Below are 16,248 nucleotides of genomic sequence, written 5' to 3' on the forward strand. Positions count from 1 at the left end.
GAGTGAGGCGATGAACATGCAAACGGCAATCACGATGACGGCCGCCGAGACGGCCCTCGTCGATGCCTATACGGCCCAGATCGGCGAACTGCCGGGCGAAGGCGCCGTACTGTCTGCCCGCGATAGCCTGCTGGCGAATCTGAGGCAGCAGGGGCTGCCGACGCGCCGCGTCGAATCCTGGCACTATACGGACCTGCGTGCACTTTTGCGTGTCGTTCCGGCGTTTGATCCGACGGCGTTTGCTGAGAAGGTCGACCCGCTGGTTCCGGGCTCGTCGGTGCTTTCGGTCCTGAACGGCAAGGCTGATACGCGAAACCTGCCGGCCGGTATCAATGTGCGCTCCTATGCTGAAAGCCTGATCGACGGCGTTGCCGCTGCCGATCTGGTCGAGCGCGATCAGGACGACGCGATCGGGCGGATCAATGGCAGCTTCGTGCGCGACGGTTTCGAGATCGAAGTGCCCGAGGGGACCGAGCTGGAACAGCCGGTTGAGTTCCAGCTGGTGCAGAGCGCCGGCCAGAGCCATTCGCGCTTTCCGGTGACCTTCGGTGCCAATTCCAAGGCAACGATCATCGAGCGCCATCTCTCGGTCAATGATGCGGCCAGCCTGGTTACGGTTGTCAGCGACCTGATCCTCGATGAAGGTGCTGAGATCACCTGGATTATCCTGCAGCAGCAGGGCGCAAGTGACAGCCATCTCGCCCAGGTGAATTTCGACCTCGGCACCAATGCCAAGCTGCGGCTGTTCATCATCAATGCCGGTGGCAAGCTGGTGCGCCAGGAAGTTCATGGCGTTACGACCGGCGAAGGTGCGGACTTCAAGTTGCGCGGCATCAACCTGCTGGGCGCGGAAACCCATACCGACGTGACCTTCACGCTCGGCCATGACGTGCCGAACACGACATCGACGGAAATCCTCCGCAACGTGCTGTTCGATCGCGCCAAGGGTGTATTCCAGGGCCAGATCCGGGTTGCGCCGGATGCGCAAAAGACCGACGCGAAGATGGCGTGCAACACGCTGCTACTCTCCGACGACGCCGATTTCTCGGCCAAGCCGGAGCTGGAAATCTTTGCCGACGACGTCCAGTGCGGCCATGGTGCCACCGTCATCGACATCAACCCGACGCATCTCTATTACCTGCGTGCACGCGGCATTCCGGAAAACAAGGCCCGGGCCATGCTGGTCAACGCGTTCGTCGACGAGATTGTCGAGGAACTCGAAGACGAGGGACTGATCGAGACGCTGGAAACGATCATCGCCGCCTGGCTCGAAAAGCACGCCTGATTGGATCATGGACATGGAACATGTGGTGCCGGTGCCCGCCTATGACGTCGAAGCGATCCGCAGGGATTTTCCGATCCTTTCGCGAACCGTCTACGGCAAGCCGTTGGTCTATCTCGACAACGGCGCGTCGGCGCAGAAGCCGCAGGCCGTGATCGATGCCGTTGCCCATGCCTACGCCAATGAATATGCCAATGTCCATCGCGGCCTGCATTTCTTGTCGAATGCCGCGACGGACGCCTATGAAGGCGCCCGCGAAAAGGTGCGCCGGTTCCTGAACGCGCCGTCGGTCGACAACATCATCTTCACGAAATCGTCGACCGAGGCGATCAATACGGTTGCCTATGGCTACGGTATGCCGAAGATCGACGATGGCGACGAGATCGTCGTCTCGATCATGGAGCATCATTCCAATATCGTGCCGTGGCATTTCATCCGCGAACGCCAGGGTGCCAAGCTGGTCTGGGTGCCGGTCGATGATCAGGGCGCTTTCCATATCGACGATTTCGTCAAATGCCTGACCGATAAGACCAAGCTGATTGCCATCACCCATATGTCGAATGCGCTCGGCACGGTCGTTCCGATCAAGGAAATCTGCAGGATTGCCCGCGAACGTGGTATTCCCGTGCTGGTCGATGGCAGCCAGGCGGCCGTTCATATGCCGGTCGATGTGCAGGATCTCGACTGCGACTGGTACGTGATGACCGGCCACAAGCTTTACGGTCCTTCGGGCATCGGTGTGCTCTACGGCAAGATGGACCGGTTGAAGCAGATGCAGCCCTTCATGGGCGGTGGCGAGATGATCGTCGAGGTGACCGAAGACGCGGTTACCTACAACGAACCGCCGCATCGTTTTGAAGCCGGCACGCCGCCGATCGTCCAGGCAATCGGTCTCGGCTATGCGCTGGATTACATGGAGAATGTCGGCCGGGCGGCGATTGCTGCGCATGAGGCCGATCTTGCTGCCTATGCGCAGGAGCGTCTGTCGACCGTCAACTCGCTGCGCGTCATCGGAACGGCGCCGGGCAAAGGGGGGATCTTTTCCTTTGAGCTTGAAGGTATCCATGCCCATGACGTGTCGATGGTGATCGACCGGGCAGGAGTTGCTGTGAGGGCAGGCACGCATTGCGCCCAGCCGCTCTTGAAACGCTTCGGCGTGACCTCCACATGCCGTGCATCCTTTGGCCTTTACAATACGCGGGCCGAAGTCGATGTGCTGGTGGATGCGCTTGAGCAAGCCCGCAAATTCTTTGCGTAAGGACATATGCCGATGAGCCTTGATACGACAGAAGACAAGATCGACGTCCGCGACGGGATCGTCCATTCCGCCATTCCGGCGGACGAACTGGCGCGCCTCAGCGACGATGTGATTTCCGCGCTGAAGACCGTTTATGACCCGGAGATTCCGGCCGACATTTTCGAACTCGGTCTGATCTACAAGATCGACATCGAAGACGACCGCATGGTCAAGATCGCCATGACGCTGACAGCACCCGGCTGCCCTGTTGCCGGTGAAATGCCCGGCTGGGTCGAAAACGCCGTCGGCGCGGTCGAAGGCGTGTCTGGCGTCGAAGTCTCGATGACTTTCGATCCGCCGTGGACGCCGGATCGCATGTCGGAAGAGGCTCAGGTTGCGGTCGGCTGGTATTGATCGCGTATTGATCCCTTAACCGCTGCGCATTACATTCTGGACTCGGAAAGCGTCAGGCCTTGAACCTGGTTGCTACAAGGAGAACGGCCCATGGGCTTTGCAGTCATGAGTTTGAGCGATGCGGCGGCAGGCCGCGTCAAGGCGATCGTCGAAAATGCCAGTGGTGATGCCCAGGGCATCCGCGTCGGGATCAAGAAGGGTGGTTGCGCCGGCATGGAATATGCCATCGATCTGGTGACGGCTGCCAACCCCAAGGATGACCTTGTCGAACATCAGGGTGCCAAGGTCTGGGTTGCACCGGAAGCCGTACTTTATCTCCTCGGGACCCGGATGGACTTCGAAGTCACGACATTGCGTTCGGGGTTTACCTTCAATAACCCGAATCAGACATCGGCTTGCGGCTGCGGCGAATCTGTCGAGTTGAAGCCCGCCGATCTGGCGGCACTTGCGGCAAAGGGCGATGCTGTCGTTCGTGCCGGCTAAACATCCTGCCGCTGTTGCGCGGCGCTCTGTCGGAAACTCATAAAGAGACTGGTATGCGCCAGTCTCTTTTTCTGTTCTTATGGGCTGCTCACAGGGTGGGCGGGGTGGAATAGAGAATGCCGGCAGCGCAGACAGATTTCGTTCAAGCATTGTATGATAATTTTCCCGATCCAATCATTTTCGCAGATATCGACCACACGATTCTGTCGGTCAGCGCTTCGGCTCTGAAACAGTTCGGCTACGCGGCGGAAGACGTTGTAGGCGGCCCGGTGCGGGCTCTGTATGCCACAGACAGGGACTTCGAACGGGCACGGCGCCAGAGCCTGGAAGTGCTGGCCGTCAGCCGCTTTGCCGAGGGTATCTACCGTTACCGCCGCGTTGACGAAACTGTTTTCACCGCGCGATTGCGGGTCACGGCGGTCGTCAACGAAGCTGGTGAAAAGATGGGGTTCGTTGCCATTATCCGGGACATTTCGGATTATCTCGAGCTTGATCGGGAACGCAGGAAAACCGGAGAAATCCTTGACACGGCGCTGCAGGCTATTCCGGAAGGATTTGCAATCTTCGACGCGAACGAGCGGATCGTCGTCTACAACGACGCCTATAAGCGGATCTGCGGCGCGGCGGGACCGCATCTGACGATTGGCATGACCGCGGAAGAGATCATGACTGCTGTCCACGAGGCAGGGCATTACCCCAATGCACCTGCCGGATCGCGACAGGCCACGGCTTGGCTGGAAAGCAGGATGCGCGCCTTCCGCAATCCTGACGGCGATAACCAGATCTTCGAATATGGCGACGGCCGGTGGTTGCGTATCGAGGATTCGAAGACGCCTGATGGCAATACCGTGGCGCTTCGCATCGATGTGACAGACTTGAAGCGAGCTCAGATCGCGCTCGATAGGCAACGGCTGGAATACTACACGCTGGTCCAGAATATCCCAGACTTCATCTGCCGCATTTCTCCTGATCTTACGTACACGTTTGTCAACGAGCGCTATGCGCAGTGGATTGGGGTGCTGGCCGATGACCTTGTTGGAAGACCGCTTCTCGATTTCGTTCCGCAAAGAGACCGGGAGACGCTGGTCAACACGCTGAAAAACCTGTCGATCGAGGAGCCACTTGCCGCACGCGAGCAACACCGCAAGTTGCCCGATGGCAGCGATCTATGGCTATTCTGGTCGAATATCGCAGTCTTCGATGGCGGCAAGCTGGCAGAGTACGTCACCGTTGGCCGCGATATCACCGAGTTGAAGCAGCAACAGCAACGTATCGCTCAGCAGACCGTCGAGTTGCAGCGAAAAAATGATGCCCTTCACCAGTTTACCGGAACGGTGTCGCATGATCTGAAAGCGCCGCTGCGCCATATGGCGATGTTTTCGGAAATGATGGTCGAGGATGTGGCCAGCGGAAACCTTGAAGAGCTGCCTGTCTATGCCGGCCATCTACGCCAGAGTGCGCGGCGGATGGGCCAGTTGATTGACAGCCTCCTTGATTATGCCCAGATCGCCGACGAAATTGGCAGTTGGCACATCGTCTCGATGGCCGACGTGATTTCCGACACGATCCTCAACCTCGACAGCTTCATTCAAGAAGCCGGCGCCAGTATCGAGGTTTCAGCTTTGCCACAGCTGAAAGGCGATCCTGAGCTCCTGCAACGCCTTTGCCAGAACCTGATTGGCAATGCCATCAAGTACCGCCGGGAGGACGTGAAACCGGTGGTGCGGATCTACGCCGAAACGGAGGGGGACACCGTGCGAATGTTCTTCGAAGACAATGGCATCGGCGTCGACCCGCGTTTCTCCAGGAAGATATTCGACGTGTTCCAGCGCCTGCACCGGGATGAGACCGTCTACCCGGGAACGGGTATCGGCCTGGCGCTGGCAAAACGGATCGCCGAGAGCCACGGTGGAACGATCGCGCTTGATCCCGCATTCACACGAGGGGCACGTTTCGTCGTGTCGTTTCCACACCAATCTCATGCACCGTAAAACTCGGGCAGGTGTTGGTTGAAGCAGCTTGGATATGAAAAAGGGGCACATCAAGCGCCCCTTTCTGTTTTTGCTATTCTGCCGCCTCGGCGTAGTCTTCCAGGGGCGGGCAGGTGCAGACCAGATTGCGGTCACCAAAGACATTGTCGACGCGGTTGACCGGCGACCAGTATTTGTCGACGCGGAAGGCGCCCGGCGGGTAGCAGGCCTGTTCGCGCGAATAGGGACGGTCCCATTCGCCGACGAGATCTTCAACCGTATGCGGAGCATTCTTCAACGGGTTGTTCGTCCGGTCCATCTTGCCGTCTTCGATCGCCTGCGCTTCGGCACGGATCGCCAGCATGGCGTCGCAGAAGCGGTCGAGCTCGGCCTTGGTTTCCGATTCCGTCGGCTCGATCATCAGCGTGCCGGCCACCGGCCAGCTCATGGTCGGGGCGTGGAAGCCGCAGTCGATCAGGCGCTTGGCCACGTCATCGACGGTGACGCCGGCGCTGTCGACCAGCGGACGGGTATCGATGATGCATTCATGCGCGACACGACCCTTGGCCGACTTGTAGAGCACGTCATAGGCACCCTTCAGCCGGGCTGCGATATAGTTGGCGTTGAGGATCGCCACCTTGGTCGCCTGCGTCAGCCCTTCGCCGCCCATCATCAGGCAATAGCTCCAGGAGATTGGCAGGATGGAGGCGGAGCCGAACGGCGCCGCCGAAACCGCACCTTCGCCGCCATCGGTTTCCGGATGGCCGGGCAGGTAAGGAGCAAGATGCGCCTTGACGCCGATCGGCCCCATGCCTGGACCGCCGCCGCCATGCGGAATGCAGAAGGTCTTGTGCAGGTTGAGGTGACTGACATCGCCGCCGATATCGCCGGGCCGGGCAAGGCCGACCATGGCGTTCATGTTGGCGCCGTCGATATAGACCTGACCGCCATGCTTGTGGACGATGTCGCAGATGTCGCGGACATTTTCCTCGAACACGCCGTGGGTCGACGGGTAGGTGATCATGCAGCAGGACAGGTTCTCGGCATGCTGCTCCGCCTTTGCGCGGAAATCGTCCATGTCGATATCGCCGTTGTCACTGACCTTGATAACGACGACCTTCATGCCGACCATCTGGGCCGAGGCCGGGTTGGTGCCATGCGCCGATGTCGGGATCAGGCAGACATCGCGATGGCCGTTGCCATTGGCGCGGTGATAGGCGCGGATCGTCAGAAGTCCGGCATACTCGCCCTGTGCACCCGAATTCGGCTGCATGGAAACAGCGTCATAACCGGTGATCTGGCAGAGCTTCTGCGACAGATCAGTGATCATGTGACGGTAACCTTCGGCCTGGTCGGCCGGCACGAAGGGGTGGATTTCAGAAAATTCCGGCCAGGTGATCGGCAGCATTTCCGCTGTCGCGTTCAGCTTCATCGTGCAGGAGCCGAGCGGGATCATTGAGCGGTCGAGCGCCAGGTCCCGGTCCGACAGCCGGCGGATATAGCGGGTCATTTCGCTTTCCGCCCGGTTCATGTGGAAGATCGGATGCGTCAGGTATTCACTGGTGCGCAGCAGGGTTTCGGGCAGGCGATAACCCGCGTCGAAATCCTCGACCTTGAAATCACCGCCAAATGCGCGCCAGACGGCTTCCAGCGTGACCGGCCGCGAACGCTCGTCGAGGCTGATGCCAATCTTGGTGGTACCGATGCGGCGAAGGTTGACTTCTTCGGCCACGGCCGTCTTCAGGATGATGCCCTGCAGCTTGCCGACATCGACGGTCACCGTGTCGAAGAACACATCCGGCTCGACCTTGTAGCCAAGCTTTTCGAGGCCAAGCGCCAGAAGAACGGCCTTCTGGTGGACGCTCTGGGCGATGGCTTTGATACCCTTGGGACCGTGGAAGACGGCATACATCGAGGCCATGACGGCAAGCAGGACCTGCGCGGTGCAGATGTTCGACGTCGCCTTTTCGCGGCGGATATGCTGTTCGCGGGTCTGCAGCGACAGGCGATAGGCACGGTTGCCGCGGCTATCCTGCGAGACGCCGACCAGACGGCCGGGCATCGAGCGCTTGTAGGCATCCTTGACTGCCATGTAAGCCGCATGCGGGCCACCGTAACCGACCGGTACGCCAAAGCGCTGGGTGCAGCCGATGGCGATATCGGCGCCCATTTCGCCAGGAGATTTCAGCAGCGCCAGCGCCAGAGGGTCGGCAGCGACCGTGGCGATTGCACCCGTCTGGTGCAGACGTGCAATCAGGCCGGTGAAATCGTGAACATGGCCATAGGTGCCCGGATACTGGAAGATCGCACCGAAGACATCGACCGGATCGAGATCGGTGAACGGGTTGCCGATGACGATCGACCAGCCGAGCGGCTCCGCGCGGGTCTTCAGAAGCGCAATGGTCTGCGGGTGGCAGTTTTCATCGACGAAGAAGGCCTTCGCCTTCGATTTTGCCACACGTTCGGCCATGGCCATGGCTTCGGCGGCAGCCGTTGCCTCATCGAGCAGCGAGGCATTGGCGACATCGAGGCCAGTCAGGTCGCAGACCATCGTCTGGTAGTTGAGCAGAGCCTCAAGGCGGCCCTGGCTGATTTCCGGCTGATACGGCGTGTAGGCCGTGTACCAGGCCGGATTTTCCAGGATGTTGCGCTGGATGACCGGCGGTGTGATCGTGCCGTAATAGCCCTGGCCGATCAGCGACACGAGCTTCTTGTTGAGGTTGGCCGTTTCGCGCATCTTGTCGAGCGCTTCACGCTCGGTCATTGCGGCGCCCCAGGCAAGCGGGGACTTCTGGCGGATCGACGGCGGAACAGTGTCGTCGATCATGGCGTCGAGGCTGGGATAGCCGACGACCTTGAGCATCGCCGTCATTTCATCGGGCGAGGGGCCGATATGACGCCGGTTGGCAAAGTCATACGGCTTGTAGTCGGTAAAGGTGAAATCCTTCGGCATGCTCATCAGGCGATAAGCTCCTTGTAAGCTGCTTCGTCGAGAAGCGCGTTGACGGCCGACGGGTCGGAGAGTTTCAGCTTGAAGAACCAGCCGGCGCCCTGCGGGTCGCTGTTGACCAATGCCGGATCATCGACGATGGCCTGGTTGCTTTCGACGATCTCGCCATCAAGCGGACAATAGACGTCGGAGGCAGCCTTGACGGATTCAACGGTGGCTGCGGTCGCGCCCTTGTCCAGCGCCGTGCCGGATTCCGGCAGTTCCACAAAGACGAGGTCGCCAAGCTGCTCGGCAGCATGGGCGGTAATGCCCACGGTTGCGATATCACCCTCGATTTTCAGCCATTCATGTTCATCGGTAAATTTCAGCATGGGGTTCAGCTCCTGATCAGCGTTTGTAGGTCGGGGTGACGAAGGGAAGGGCGGAGACGGTGATCGGCAAATATTTGCCGCGCACCTCCGCGAAAAGTTGCGTGTTATTGGCGGTGTGAGCCTTATCGACATATCCCATGGCGACGGGATGATCGGCACTTGGCCCAAAGCCACCGGAAGTAACGGTGCCGGCCGGTACCTTGCCTTCGGCATCGGCAAACAGCGGCGCGCCGCCACGAACGGGCGCCTTGCCTTCCGGCTTCAGGCCAACACGGCGGCGGCCGGCACCTTCGGCGAACTGGCGAAGAATGACGTGGGCTCCGGGGAAACCGCCTTCGCGGGCGCCACCAGCGCGACGCGCCTTCTGCATGGCCCATTCAAGACCAGCCTCGACCGGCGTCGTCATGGTGTCGATATCGTTGCCATAGAGACAAAGGCCAGCCTCGAGGCGCAGGGAATCGCGGGCGCCAAGGCCGATCGGCATGACATCGGGATGTTCGAGGATTCGGCGCGTCACGTCTTCGGCAGAGGCTGCGGGAATCGAGATTTCAAAACCGTCCTCGCCGGTATAGCCGGAACGCGAGATGATGCAGGGTACGTCGTGAAGTGCGGCTTCGGCCACATCCATGAACCGCATGGTGGCGATATCGGCCCAGAGTTCGGCGAGCACGGATTCGGCGCGCGGCCCCTGTAGCGCGATCAGCGCGCGGTCATCCAAAAGCGTCAGTTCGCAGGTGTCGCCGAGATGCTTTTGCAGATGAGCGAAATCGGCTTCCTTGCAGGAGGCATTGACGACGAGGAAGAGGTGATCGCCACGATTGGCGACCATCAGGTCGTCGAGAATATGGCCGTTGTCATCGGTAAACAGCGCATAACGCTGACGGCCTTCGGCAAGACTTAGTATATCGACGGGTACCAGCTTTTCGAGTGCCAGCGCGGCATCTTCGATCCGGCCGGACTTTGGACGAAGGATCACTTGTCCCATATGCGAGACATCGAAAAGACCGGCGGCGGAGCGGGTGTGAAGGTGCTCCTTCATCACGCCGGCGGGGTATTGCACCGGCATGTCGTAGCCGGCAAACGGCACCATGCGGGCGCCAAGCGACACGTGCAAAGCATGCAGCGGCGTCTGTTTCAAAGGGGAATCTGTGTTCAAGTCCGGCCTCCAGGTCTGGCGTCACACGCCGGCTCATCTCCACGGCGCATTTCGTGCGCCGTATCCTCGAGCCCCCTCTGTCCCTTTGCCTGAGATTGTTATCCCTTCGGCGAGCGAAACCGCTTCTCTCCAGAGTCCTACCGGCACCTTGCTGGTCCTTTGGCCTGAGAGTTTCCGGGGCGGTTGCTCCTTCGGCACCGGTGTTACCCGGATTCTCCCAACAAGATCGAAGCCAGATAACGGCGATGCCGGCGGCTTGGCAAGCGCAAAATGTCGCGCCCAAACAGATTTTTGTCGTGCCTGTTTCCTGGTAGTCATCAGAATAGAAAATCGGCCTTTGCTTTTTTGCCAATGAGGCGATAACGCAATCACTTAAAGCGAGGATGATCGATGGCGGTAGCCGGGCGACAGTGGCAGATGACGGTGCGGGTGCTTTCAGCACTGGCCCTGTTGTTTTTGTCGTTCGCCCATCAGCCCGCCTTTGCCAGCCAAATCACCCCGGCAATGGCTGCCGACTACATGCTGCCGGATGGCACGATCGGCGATATCTGCTTCGGACTTGATGGCATAGAGGGAAAAAGCCACCGCTTTCCGCATGAAACCTTGGCGCCGGTTTGTGATTATTGCCGGCTGGCGGCATCCATCGTCCTGCCATCCCCCTCCGGCGACGGTCATCTGGTCATCCGCGTTGCCGCGCGTTCTGACAGCAAACCGGATTTTCCTGCGGTTTTCGTTGCATATCCACGTCTCCTGCCGCAATCGCACGCGCCTCCGCTGTTGTTCTGACCGTATCGCCCCGGCGATTTCCAATTTTCCAGAGCATTCAGCCGCCTGACGCGGCATTGACCGTCCTGCCATGCGTGCAGGCTCCGGTCCGGAGACAGATCGATGACACAGACCAGAACCACACTTCTCGCAATCGCCCTTTCGCTGGGCGCTGCCGCATCGGCGCATGCCCATGCTTCCTTCGAAACGGATGAAGTGGCATCCGAGAGCAGTTTCAAGGCCGTATTGCAGGTCCCGCATGGTTGCGACGGCAAGGCGACCACCGAAGTGCAAGTCAAGCTGCCGGAGGGTTTCGTCTTCGCCAAGCCACAGCCCAAGGCCGGCTGGGAGCTTGAGATCATCAAGGGTGACTACCAGAAGAGCTATGACAATCACGGAAAGACGGTGACATCAGGCCCGCTGGAAATCCGCTGGAAAAATGGCAACCTGTCCGACGATTATTACGACACGTTCGTGATCAGCGGCAAAATTTCCGGCTTCGACACCGAAACGCAGATCGCCTTTCCGGTGACACAGCTCTGCGGCACGTCTAGCAAGGTTGTCTGGGATGAGATTGCTGCTGAGGGTCAGAGCGCGCATTCGCTGGAACATCCAGCCCCGACAGTGACGGTGACGCCTGCCCAGGCGGGTGGCCATGATCATCACGACATGGCGGCAATGGCTGGCATGGGCAATGCGGATGGCGCCCGCGTCAAGGCCGGATCGCTGGAAATTTCCGGCGGCGCGGTCAAGGCGATGCTGCCTGGCGCCAAGGTCGGCGGCGGCGGCTTCGTCATCAAGAATGAAGGCAGCGAAGACGACACATTGGTTTCGGTCGAGAGCGCGGTTGCAGGCCGTGTCGAACTGCATGAGATGACCATGCAGAACGATGTGATGAAGATGCGCAAGCTGGAGAGCGGCATTGCTCTTCCGGCTGGCGAAACCGTGACGCTTCAAAGCGGTGGGCTGCACCTGATGTTTTTCGATGTGAAAAAGCCGTTTGCCGAGGGCGACAGCATCCCTGTGACGCTGACCTTCGAAAAGGCAGGCAAGGTCGATTATGTGCTTGCGGTGGGCAATGCGGCCGGTGGCGCGCAGAAGCACAAGTAGGACCTGCGAATTTAGAGCGGATAAATAACGGCGCGGGAAACTGCGCCGTTATTGTTTGACAAGCGGGCGACTTGGCCGCGTCAGGCGTTGGTCGTTTCGTCGTCCCGGGTTAAGGCTTCGTCGCTCTCATCGGCCTCTGCGTCATCGGGACCGAACTCCATGTAACGGCGCACCGCTTCGCCGCGCGTACCCTGCGGCTGACGGCCATTGGAACTCATCAGCATCAACGATAACGACGTGGGGCTGCGGAGGGCAGCGACCGAGGCATGGGTGGTTGCCGCATCGTCCTTCGGCCGTGCAGAAAGCAGGGTGATCGCCTCGTCGGCCGGGCCATCGCCGCTCACGCGCGCGGACGGCTTGATGGCCTGCGCCGCGTAAGCCGCCGTATTGGCTGACATGGTAACGACCAAGGTCATGGACGATCTGCCCGTGCCGGGCGCTCCTTCGGAACAATCAATCCTTTTTACCCGACCGCCGTTTCACCACGGTGAAATCGCGAGGTCGCATTTAAGGCAAATCTTATCGATCATCCGAAGGAAAAAGGGGGCGCAGACCACCGGGGAAAGTGCGCGCCCCAAAGGTTCAGGCGTAGCGCCGTGAGAGCGTATTCCGCGTTGTTGATGTCATGCCGCCAAATTCGATGCATTTGCCGGCCGGTGCGCGGCACACCGCGCGCGCGTCGTGATTGCTTTCTTCGCCGGCAAAGTGCAGGGCTGCAGCTTCACTGGCAAACAATCCACCGACCCGGCCAAGCCGGTCCTGCACGACCCACCAGCCGTGGTGATCGCAGCCGACGGTGAAACGTGGCGTTACGGAATGCGTGTTCGCGAGGGGAGATCGACTGCCCATAATCCTTATAGACCTTTGTGTTGTTAATGGTGATGTGCTGCTGGCGTGGGCTGATTGCGCCCTAGCGCGGAAACCAGCCTGCCAGAATCTGAATAATGCCGGCACACACAAAGACTGCGGCCAGACGGATGACTGCGCCAGAAAGGCTGTTGCGATCCGGTATTACCGGCGCCGATACTGGCCTGTTTGATGAACTTTGGCGGGCGTATGATTGCATGACCTGTTCTTTCGGTTGGCCTGTTTGCGATCCGTAAGCCACTGATCGCCATGAGAAAATATGTACTCTGCCATTGCCGTTCCATGCGTGGCCGGCAGTTCTGTTGTGAAAATCTCATAGGAATTGCCGCCGCGCTGGTGCCGGTTTGCACAGCACCGGCGCCAGTGCCATGCGGATCGCGGCTGTGGTTTCCGCGACGATCGGCGTCAGCGGCAGCCGGACATCGTCGCTGATGCCTCTGAGCAGACTGAGGCCGTATTTGATGGCAGGAGGGCTCGGTTCGCGCTCCAGTGCCTGAAATAGTGGGCTGAGCCGCTCCTGCAGGCTTTGCGCCGATTGCTGGTTTCCGGTTGCCAGCGCCTGATGCAATGCGACAGTCAAGCGCGGCACCAGATTTGCGGCAGCCGAGATCACACCGCGGCCGCCCATCAGGGTGAACGGCATGGCCGTCAGATCGTGACCGGAATAGAGCGCGAACCGTTGACGCAAAGCCGACGGCATAGCCACAAGGCGCGCAATGTCTCCCGTTTCATCGGCAATTCCAACGACGGATCGCAGAGACGCCAGCCGCTCCAGCGTACGCGGCAACAGATCGGCCGCCGTCCGTTGTGGAGCGAGACCCACAATGAGTGGCAGGTCTACCCGGTCCGTGATTGCCTGATAGTGGCGGAACAAGCCCTCCTGAGCGGGTTTGCTATAGTAGGGCATCACCACATAGGCAGCGGTAGCGCCCATGTTTTTCGCTTCTGCCGTGCGCGCCACCGTTGTCTCGGTGCAGGATGTGCCGGTGCCGGCAAAAACCGGGACGCGGTTGCCGGCAACCGCGACGGCAAGGCGGATCAATCGCGCCCGTTCGTCATCGGCCAGAGCCCAGGGCTCACCGGCCGGCCCCGCAACCAGAAGGCCCGAAATGCCACTATTGATCTGCCATTCGGCAAGTTCGGCGAAGGCTGGTTCGTCCAATTGATCGCCATGAAAGGGCGTGACGAGGTCGCAGATAGCGCCGTGTGGCGTGGGGTCGATCCGGGGGCGTTCACTCATTTCCAAATTCCTTTTGCACGGCTGCATTTGTCCGTCTTCGGCGCACAAACGATCTCGTTTTACGGATGGCGCTGCTCAAAAGTGCAATGAGGATTGCGGCCGGAGGATCGCGATGTTCTGCGCGTATCAGTTTGCGCCGTTGCGGCTGGGAAAGGGCACTGCGGACAGACAGGGTCACGGCCCAACGATCTGCTTGCGGATCAAGTTCGCGAATGTCACGGGCGGGCTGGCAGGATTGCGCCATAAGGCGAAGGGCGGCTGTGAATGCCTCCTTTTCCATCAGCAAGCGAAACTCTGGTAGCTGCTTGATGCCGCCCGGCAGGCCGGCGGCCTCCGGCAGAATACGCACGGCCTCCCAGATATGGTGCTCGCGAAGAATGCGGGCGGCGCAGACCCGGGCAATCAGGCTGGCGAGTTCAGGTCCAACTGCGATGGTATCCGCTGGATGTGTGGCCTTGGTTGACCGCAAAAGCCGTTGCGTTGACGGTGTCGTACCCATGATGGAGCCTCATGCAATCACATAAATAAGGGCGACACCGGCAAGCGAGAGAACAATCGCTGCCGCATTCAATCCCGCCGTGATGCGGGCGCGGCGTTGCCTGCGGGAGCGGCCGCGCTGCTTGATCCTCGGTGTGGAAAGGTGGGAAGGGTGAACGTGGAGCATGGGCATCGCGGCAGTGACCTGTTTCGAATGCCTGGATGCTAGGGCCGCGCAGCATTTGAAATCCATTCCGGGGCAACGGCCAAGAGATAAAGGTTTCATAGGAGAGCAAACCCAGGAATGCGGGCTTGAACCTTGTAACTCTCTTACTTGCAGTCCTCCTTAAATACAGGCACACTTCCTGCAACCAAAGGGAGGGGCATGATGGACAGGCAAACACTGGAAGATGTTGTCAATACATTCTATGCGGCGCGCGCGGTCAGCAATATCGGCGCCATGATGGCATTGGCCGGACCGGGTTTGAGCTTCCGCATCGTCGGTAGCGGCAAACTGGCGCCGATGACGCAGCGCGTCACCGAGCCGGCAGCCGTCGATACGGTGGTGCAGACGCTGGTCGCACACTGGGATATGTCCAGGGTCAAAACCACGCGTCTCTACGTCGATGGCGACACGGTTTTTGCACTGCGCGCCGGCGTGATCCGCTACACGCCGAACGGCAAGGAGGCCGAAACCGAGTACCTTGACCGCTTCACGTTCAAGGATGGAAAGATCATCGACATGACCGAGTTCGTCGATACGCTGATGATCGCCGATACGGTCGGATTGCTCGACGCGTAAATCGCGGCAGCAACGAACAATCACGGGAAGAACTGGGGAGGTGCCAGCCAAATCGGCTTGCGCCTATCACGAAAGCGGCTCCTCATTCATCTCGGAAACGAAAGAGGAGCCGTTGTTCATTGTGGTGAAGACGGTCGTGCGTTCATGGTGTTTCAAACGCGAAGATGTTCTTCCAGTCGTTTTTCATGTCCACGAGCAGCCACTTGCGCTGCTCTGCCTCGTCCATCGCCTTGTTGAGCTTGCCGAAATGCGATTGGCGGTCGTAGGCGTATTCACGCACCGCGTCGGTGTGGTGCACGATCAGCCCGAAGCTATTGGGTCTGCCGCCGGTCACCCAGCGCAGCATCTCATAGTCGCCATCGGAATTTCCCGCGACAAAGATCGGACGGCGGCCGATGAACTTGTTGATGCCGACTGGTTTTCCGGCACCGTCATCGATGAAGTCGATCTTCGGCAAGCGATTGAGCACAGGCTCGCCGTCAACGAGTACATATTCGGTTACAATGGTGCTGCCGATTACCTGTTCGGGTGGGATGCCATAGGCTTTCTCCGTGATCGGCCGCATGAACTCCACACCACCACCGGAGACGATATAGGTCTTGAAGCCGTTTGCCCTCAGATAGTCGAGCAATTCCCGCATCGGCAGGAACGTCATTTCGTTATAGGGCTTACCGGTTTTCGGATGTTTCGCTGCCGCAAACCAGTTCGTGACAACTGTGTTGAACTGGTCTGTGGTCATCCCCGCATGCGTGGCCATGACAAGTTCGATCAAGCCCTTCTCGCCGCTTGCCGCCATCCCCTTGAGGTCGCCGGCCAGCACGGATTTGAAAGGCTCGGTGTCCTTCCATTCCGGATGCTCCGGTGCGAGTGCCTTGACGCGGTCCAGTGCAAAACCGAGCTGGAAATAGAATGGCTGCTCGGACCACAGCGTGCCGTCATTGTCGAACACGGCGATACGGTCTTCCGGCTTGACGAAATCAGCACTCTTCTCGTCGGTAACCTTGGTGACGAAATCGACGATCGCCTGTTTCGATTTGCCGTCGTTCCATGATGGAAGATCATCCGCAAGTGCTGACAGGGGTACGAGGAGCACGACAAGGAAAACACGAACAAAACGCAGCATG

Annotated in this window: 16 protein-coding genes and 1 riboswitch; of the genes, 8 read left to right on the top strand and 8 right to left on the bottom strand. The window is 59.6% G+C overall.

Annotated features, from left to right (window positions below):
- Positions 1 to 10: 10 nt before the first annotated feature.
- From sufD to ASD36_RS15035, 5 genes are all read left to right on the top strand, one after another.
- Positions 11 to 1,285, top strand: a complete 1,275-nt coding sequence (gene sufD, locus ASD36_RS15015; protein ID WP_060505485.1) for a Fe-S cluster assembly protein SufD — start codon at positions 11 to 13, stop codon at positions 1,283 to 1,285.
- 13 nt (positions 1,286 to 1,298) lie between these two features.
- The gene (locus tag ASD36_RS15020; protein ID WP_060505643.1) at positions 1,299 to 2,540 is read left to right on the top strand and encodes a cysteine desulfurase; all 1,242 of its coding nucleotides are present in this window, start codon (positions 1,299 to 1,301) and stop codon (positions 2,538 to 2,540) included.
- Between the two features lie 12 nt (positions 2,541 to 2,552).
- Positions 2,553 to 2,933: an SUF system Fe-S cluster assembly protein gene (locus ASD36_RS15025; RefSeq protein WP_060505642.1), complete on the top strand. Its 381-nt coding sequence runs from the start codon at positions 2,553 to 2,555 to the stop codon at positions 2,931 to 2,933.
- A 90-nt stretch (positions 2,934 to 3,023) separates the two neighbouring features.
- The gene (gene sufA, locus ASD36_RS15030; RefSeq protein ID WP_060505484.1) at positions 3,024 to 3,416 is read left to right on the top strand and encodes a Fe-S cluster assembly scaffold SufA; all 393 of its coding nucleotides are present in this window, start codon (positions 3,024 to 3,026) and stop codon (positions 3,414 to 3,416) included.
- Positions 3,417 to 3,532: 116 nt separating this feature from the next.
- Positions 3,533 to 5,407 (top strand): PAS domain S-box protein, encoded by a 1,875-nt coding sequence (locus ASD36_RS15035; protein ID WP_060505483.1) that lies wholly within the window; start codon positions 3,533 to 3,535, stop codon positions 5,405 to 5,407.
- A gap of 73 nt (positions 5,408 to 5,480) precedes the next feature.
- On the opposite strand, the gene gcvP is transcribed toward ASD36_RS15035, so the two are convergent.
- The 3 genes from gcvP to gcvT are packed head-to-tail and all read right to left on the bottom strand — an operon-like array spanning position 5,481 to position 9,863.
- Positions 5,481 to 8,345: an aminomethyl-transferring glycine dehydrogenase gene (gene gcvP, locus ASD36_RS15040; protein WP_060505482.1), complete on the bottom strand. Its 2,865-nt coding sequence runs from the start codon at positions 8,343 to 8,345 to the stop codon at positions 5,481 to 5,483.
- Complete coding sequence (gcvH, locus tag ASD36_RS15045) at positions 8,345 to 8,707, bottom strand: glycine cleavage system protein GcvH (protein WP_060505481.1); 363 nt, start codon at positions 8,705 to 8,707, stop codon at positions 8,345 to 8,347. The genes gcvP and gcvH overlap by 1 nt, the downstream gene beginning before the upstream one ends.
- A gap of 16 nt (positions 8,708 to 8,723) precedes the next feature.
- Entirely contained in the window at positions 8,724 to 9,863 is a 1,140-nt protein-coding gene (gene gcvT / locus ASD36_RS15050; RefSeq protein ID WP_060505480.1) for a glycine cleavage system aminomethyltransferase GcvT, read from the bottom strand.
- 142 nt (positions 9,864 to 10,005) lie between these two features.
- Positions 10,006 to 10,093, bottom strand: a riboswitch (glycine riboswitch).
- A 160-nt stretch (positions 10,094 to 10,253) separates the two neighbouring features.
- Between gcvT and ASD36_RS15055 the strand changes: the two genes are divergently transcribed.
- Positions 10,254 to 10,649, top strand: coding sequence for a hypothetical protein (locus tag ASD36_RS15055; RefSeq protein WP_156393860.1), 396 nt, complete (start codon positions 10,254 to 10,256; stop codon positions 10,647 to 10,649).
- A 102-nt stretch (positions 10,650 to 10,751) separates the two neighbouring features.
- Positions 10,752 to 11,738 carry a DUF1775 domain-containing protein gene (locus tag ASD36_RS15060; protein WP_060505478.1) on the top strand — a complete coding sequence of 329 codons (987 nt, stop codon included), beginning with the start codon at positions 10,752 to 10,754 and terminating at the stop codon, positions 11,736 to 11,738.
- 80 nt (positions 11,739 to 11,818) lie between these two features.
- Here the strand turns inward: ASD36_RS15060 and ASD36_RS15065 are convergent, their stop codons facing one another.
- The 4 genes from ASD36_RS15065 to ASD36_RS15080 form a co-directional block, all read right to left on the bottom strand.
- Entirely contained in the window at positions 11,819 to 12,154 is a 336-nt protein-coding gene (locus ASD36_RS15065; RefSeq protein ID WP_060505477.1) for a hypothetical protein, read from the bottom strand.
- Between the two features lie 166 nt (positions 12,155 to 12,320).
- Positions 12,321 to 12,587: a hypothetical protein gene (locus tag ASD36_RS15070; protein WP_060505476.1), complete on the bottom strand. Its 267-nt coding sequence runs from the start codon at positions 12,585 to 12,587 to the stop codon at positions 12,321 to 12,323.
- Positions 12,588 to 12,918: 331 nt separating this feature from the next.
- Entirely contained in the window at positions 12,919 to 13,845 is a 927-nt protein-coding gene (gene dapA, locus ASD36_RS15075; RefSeq protein WP_060505475.1) for a 4-hydroxy-tetrahydrodipicolinate synthase, read from the bottom strand.
- Positions 13,838 to 14,344: a hypothetical protein gene (locus ASD36_RS15080; protein ID WP_060505474.1), complete on the bottom strand. Its 507-nt coding sequence runs from the start codon at positions 14,342 to 14,344 to the stop codon at positions 13,838 to 13,840. The genes dapA and ASD36_RS15080 overlap by 8 nt, the downstream gene beginning before the upstream one ends.
- Before the next feature lie 363 nt (positions 14,345 to 14,707).
- Between ASD36_RS15080 and ASD36_RS15090 the strand changes: the two genes are divergently transcribed.
- Complete coding sequence (locus ASD36_RS15090) at positions 14,708 to 15,124, top strand: nuclear transport factor 2 family protein (RefSeq protein ID WP_060505472.1); 417 nt, start codon at positions 14,708 to 14,710, stop codon at positions 15,122 to 15,124.
- Between the two features lie 142 nt (positions 15,125 to 15,266).
- Here the strand turns inward: ASD36_RS15090 and ASD36_RS15095 are convergent, their stop codons facing one another.
- The gene (locus ASD36_RS15095; protein WP_060505471.1) at positions 15,267 to 16,247 is read right to left on the bottom strand and encodes an HAD family hydrolase; all 981 of its coding nucleotides are present in this window, start codon (positions 16,245 to 16,247) and stop codon (positions 15,267 to 15,269) included.
- Position 16,248: the final 1 nt, after the last annotated feature.

The sequence above is a fragment of the Rhizobium sp. Root1334 genome, from assembly GCF_001426665.1.
Lineage (GTDB): Bacteria > Pseudomonadota > Alphaproteobacteria > Rhizobiales > Rhizobiaceae > Pararhizobium.

Excerpts from the sequence above, each read along its gene's own strand:
- ASD36_RS15090 (WP_060505472.1), top strand. The coding sequence starts at position 14,708 with ATGATGGACAGGCAAACACTGGAAGATGTTGTCAATACATTCTATGCG.
- ASD36_RS15065 (WP_060505477.1), bottom strand. The coding sequence starts at position 12,154 with ATGACCTTGGTCGTTACCATGTCAGCCAATACGGCGGCTTACGCGGCG.
- ASD36_RS15025 (WP_060505642.1), top strand. The coding sequence starts at position 2,553 with ATGAGCCTTGATACGACAGAAGACAAGATCGACGTCCGCGACGGGATC.
- ASD36_RS15070 (WP_060505476.1), bottom strand. The coding sequence starts at position 12,587 with ATGGGCAGTCGATCTCCCCTCGCGAACACGCATTCCGTAACGCCACGT.
- dapA (WP_060505475.1), bottom strand. The coding sequence starts at position 13,845 with ATGAGTGAACGCCCCCGGATCGACCCCACGCCACACGGCGCTATCTGC.
- ASD36_RS15095 (WP_060505471.1), bottom strand. The coding sequence starts at position 16,247 with ATGCTGCGTTTTGTTCGTGTTTTCCTTGTCGTGCTCCTCGTACCCCTG.
- sufD (WP_060505485.1), top strand. The coding sequence starts at position 11 with ATGAACATGCAAACGGCAATCACGATGACGGCCGCCGAGACGGCCCTC.
- gcvP (WP_060505482.1), bottom strand. The coding sequence starts at position 8,345 with ATGAGCATGCCGAAGGATTTCACCTTTACCGACTACAAGCCGTATGAC.
- ASD36_RS15055 (WP_156393860.1), top strand. The coding sequence starts at position 10,254 with ATGGCGGTAGCCGGGCGACAGTGGCAGATGACGGTGCGGGTGCTTTCA.
- sufA (WP_060505484.1), top strand. The coding sequence starts at position 3,024 with ATGGGCTTTGCAGTCATGAGTTTGAGCGATGCGGCGGCAGGCCGCGTC.
- ASD36_RS15080 (WP_060505474.1), bottom strand. The coding sequence starts at position 14,344 with ATGGGTACGACACCGTCAACGCAACGGCTTTTGCGGTCAACCAAGGCC.
- ASD36_RS15060 (WP_060505478.1), top strand. The coding sequence starts at position 10,752 with ATGACACAGACCAGAACCACACTTCTCGCAATCGCCCTTTCGCTGGGC.
- ASD36_RS15035 (WP_060505483.1), top strand. The coding sequence starts at position 3,533 with ATGCCGGCAGCGCAGACAGATTTCGTTCAAGCATTGTATGATAATTTT.
- gcvH (WP_060505481.1), bottom strand. The coding sequence starts at position 8,707 with ATGCTGAAATTTACCGATGAACATGAATGGCTGAAAATCGAGGGTGAT.
- ASD36_RS15020 (WP_060505643.1), top strand. The coding sequence starts at position 1,299 with ATGGAACATGTGGTGCCGGTGCCCGCCTATGACGTCGAAGCGATCCGC.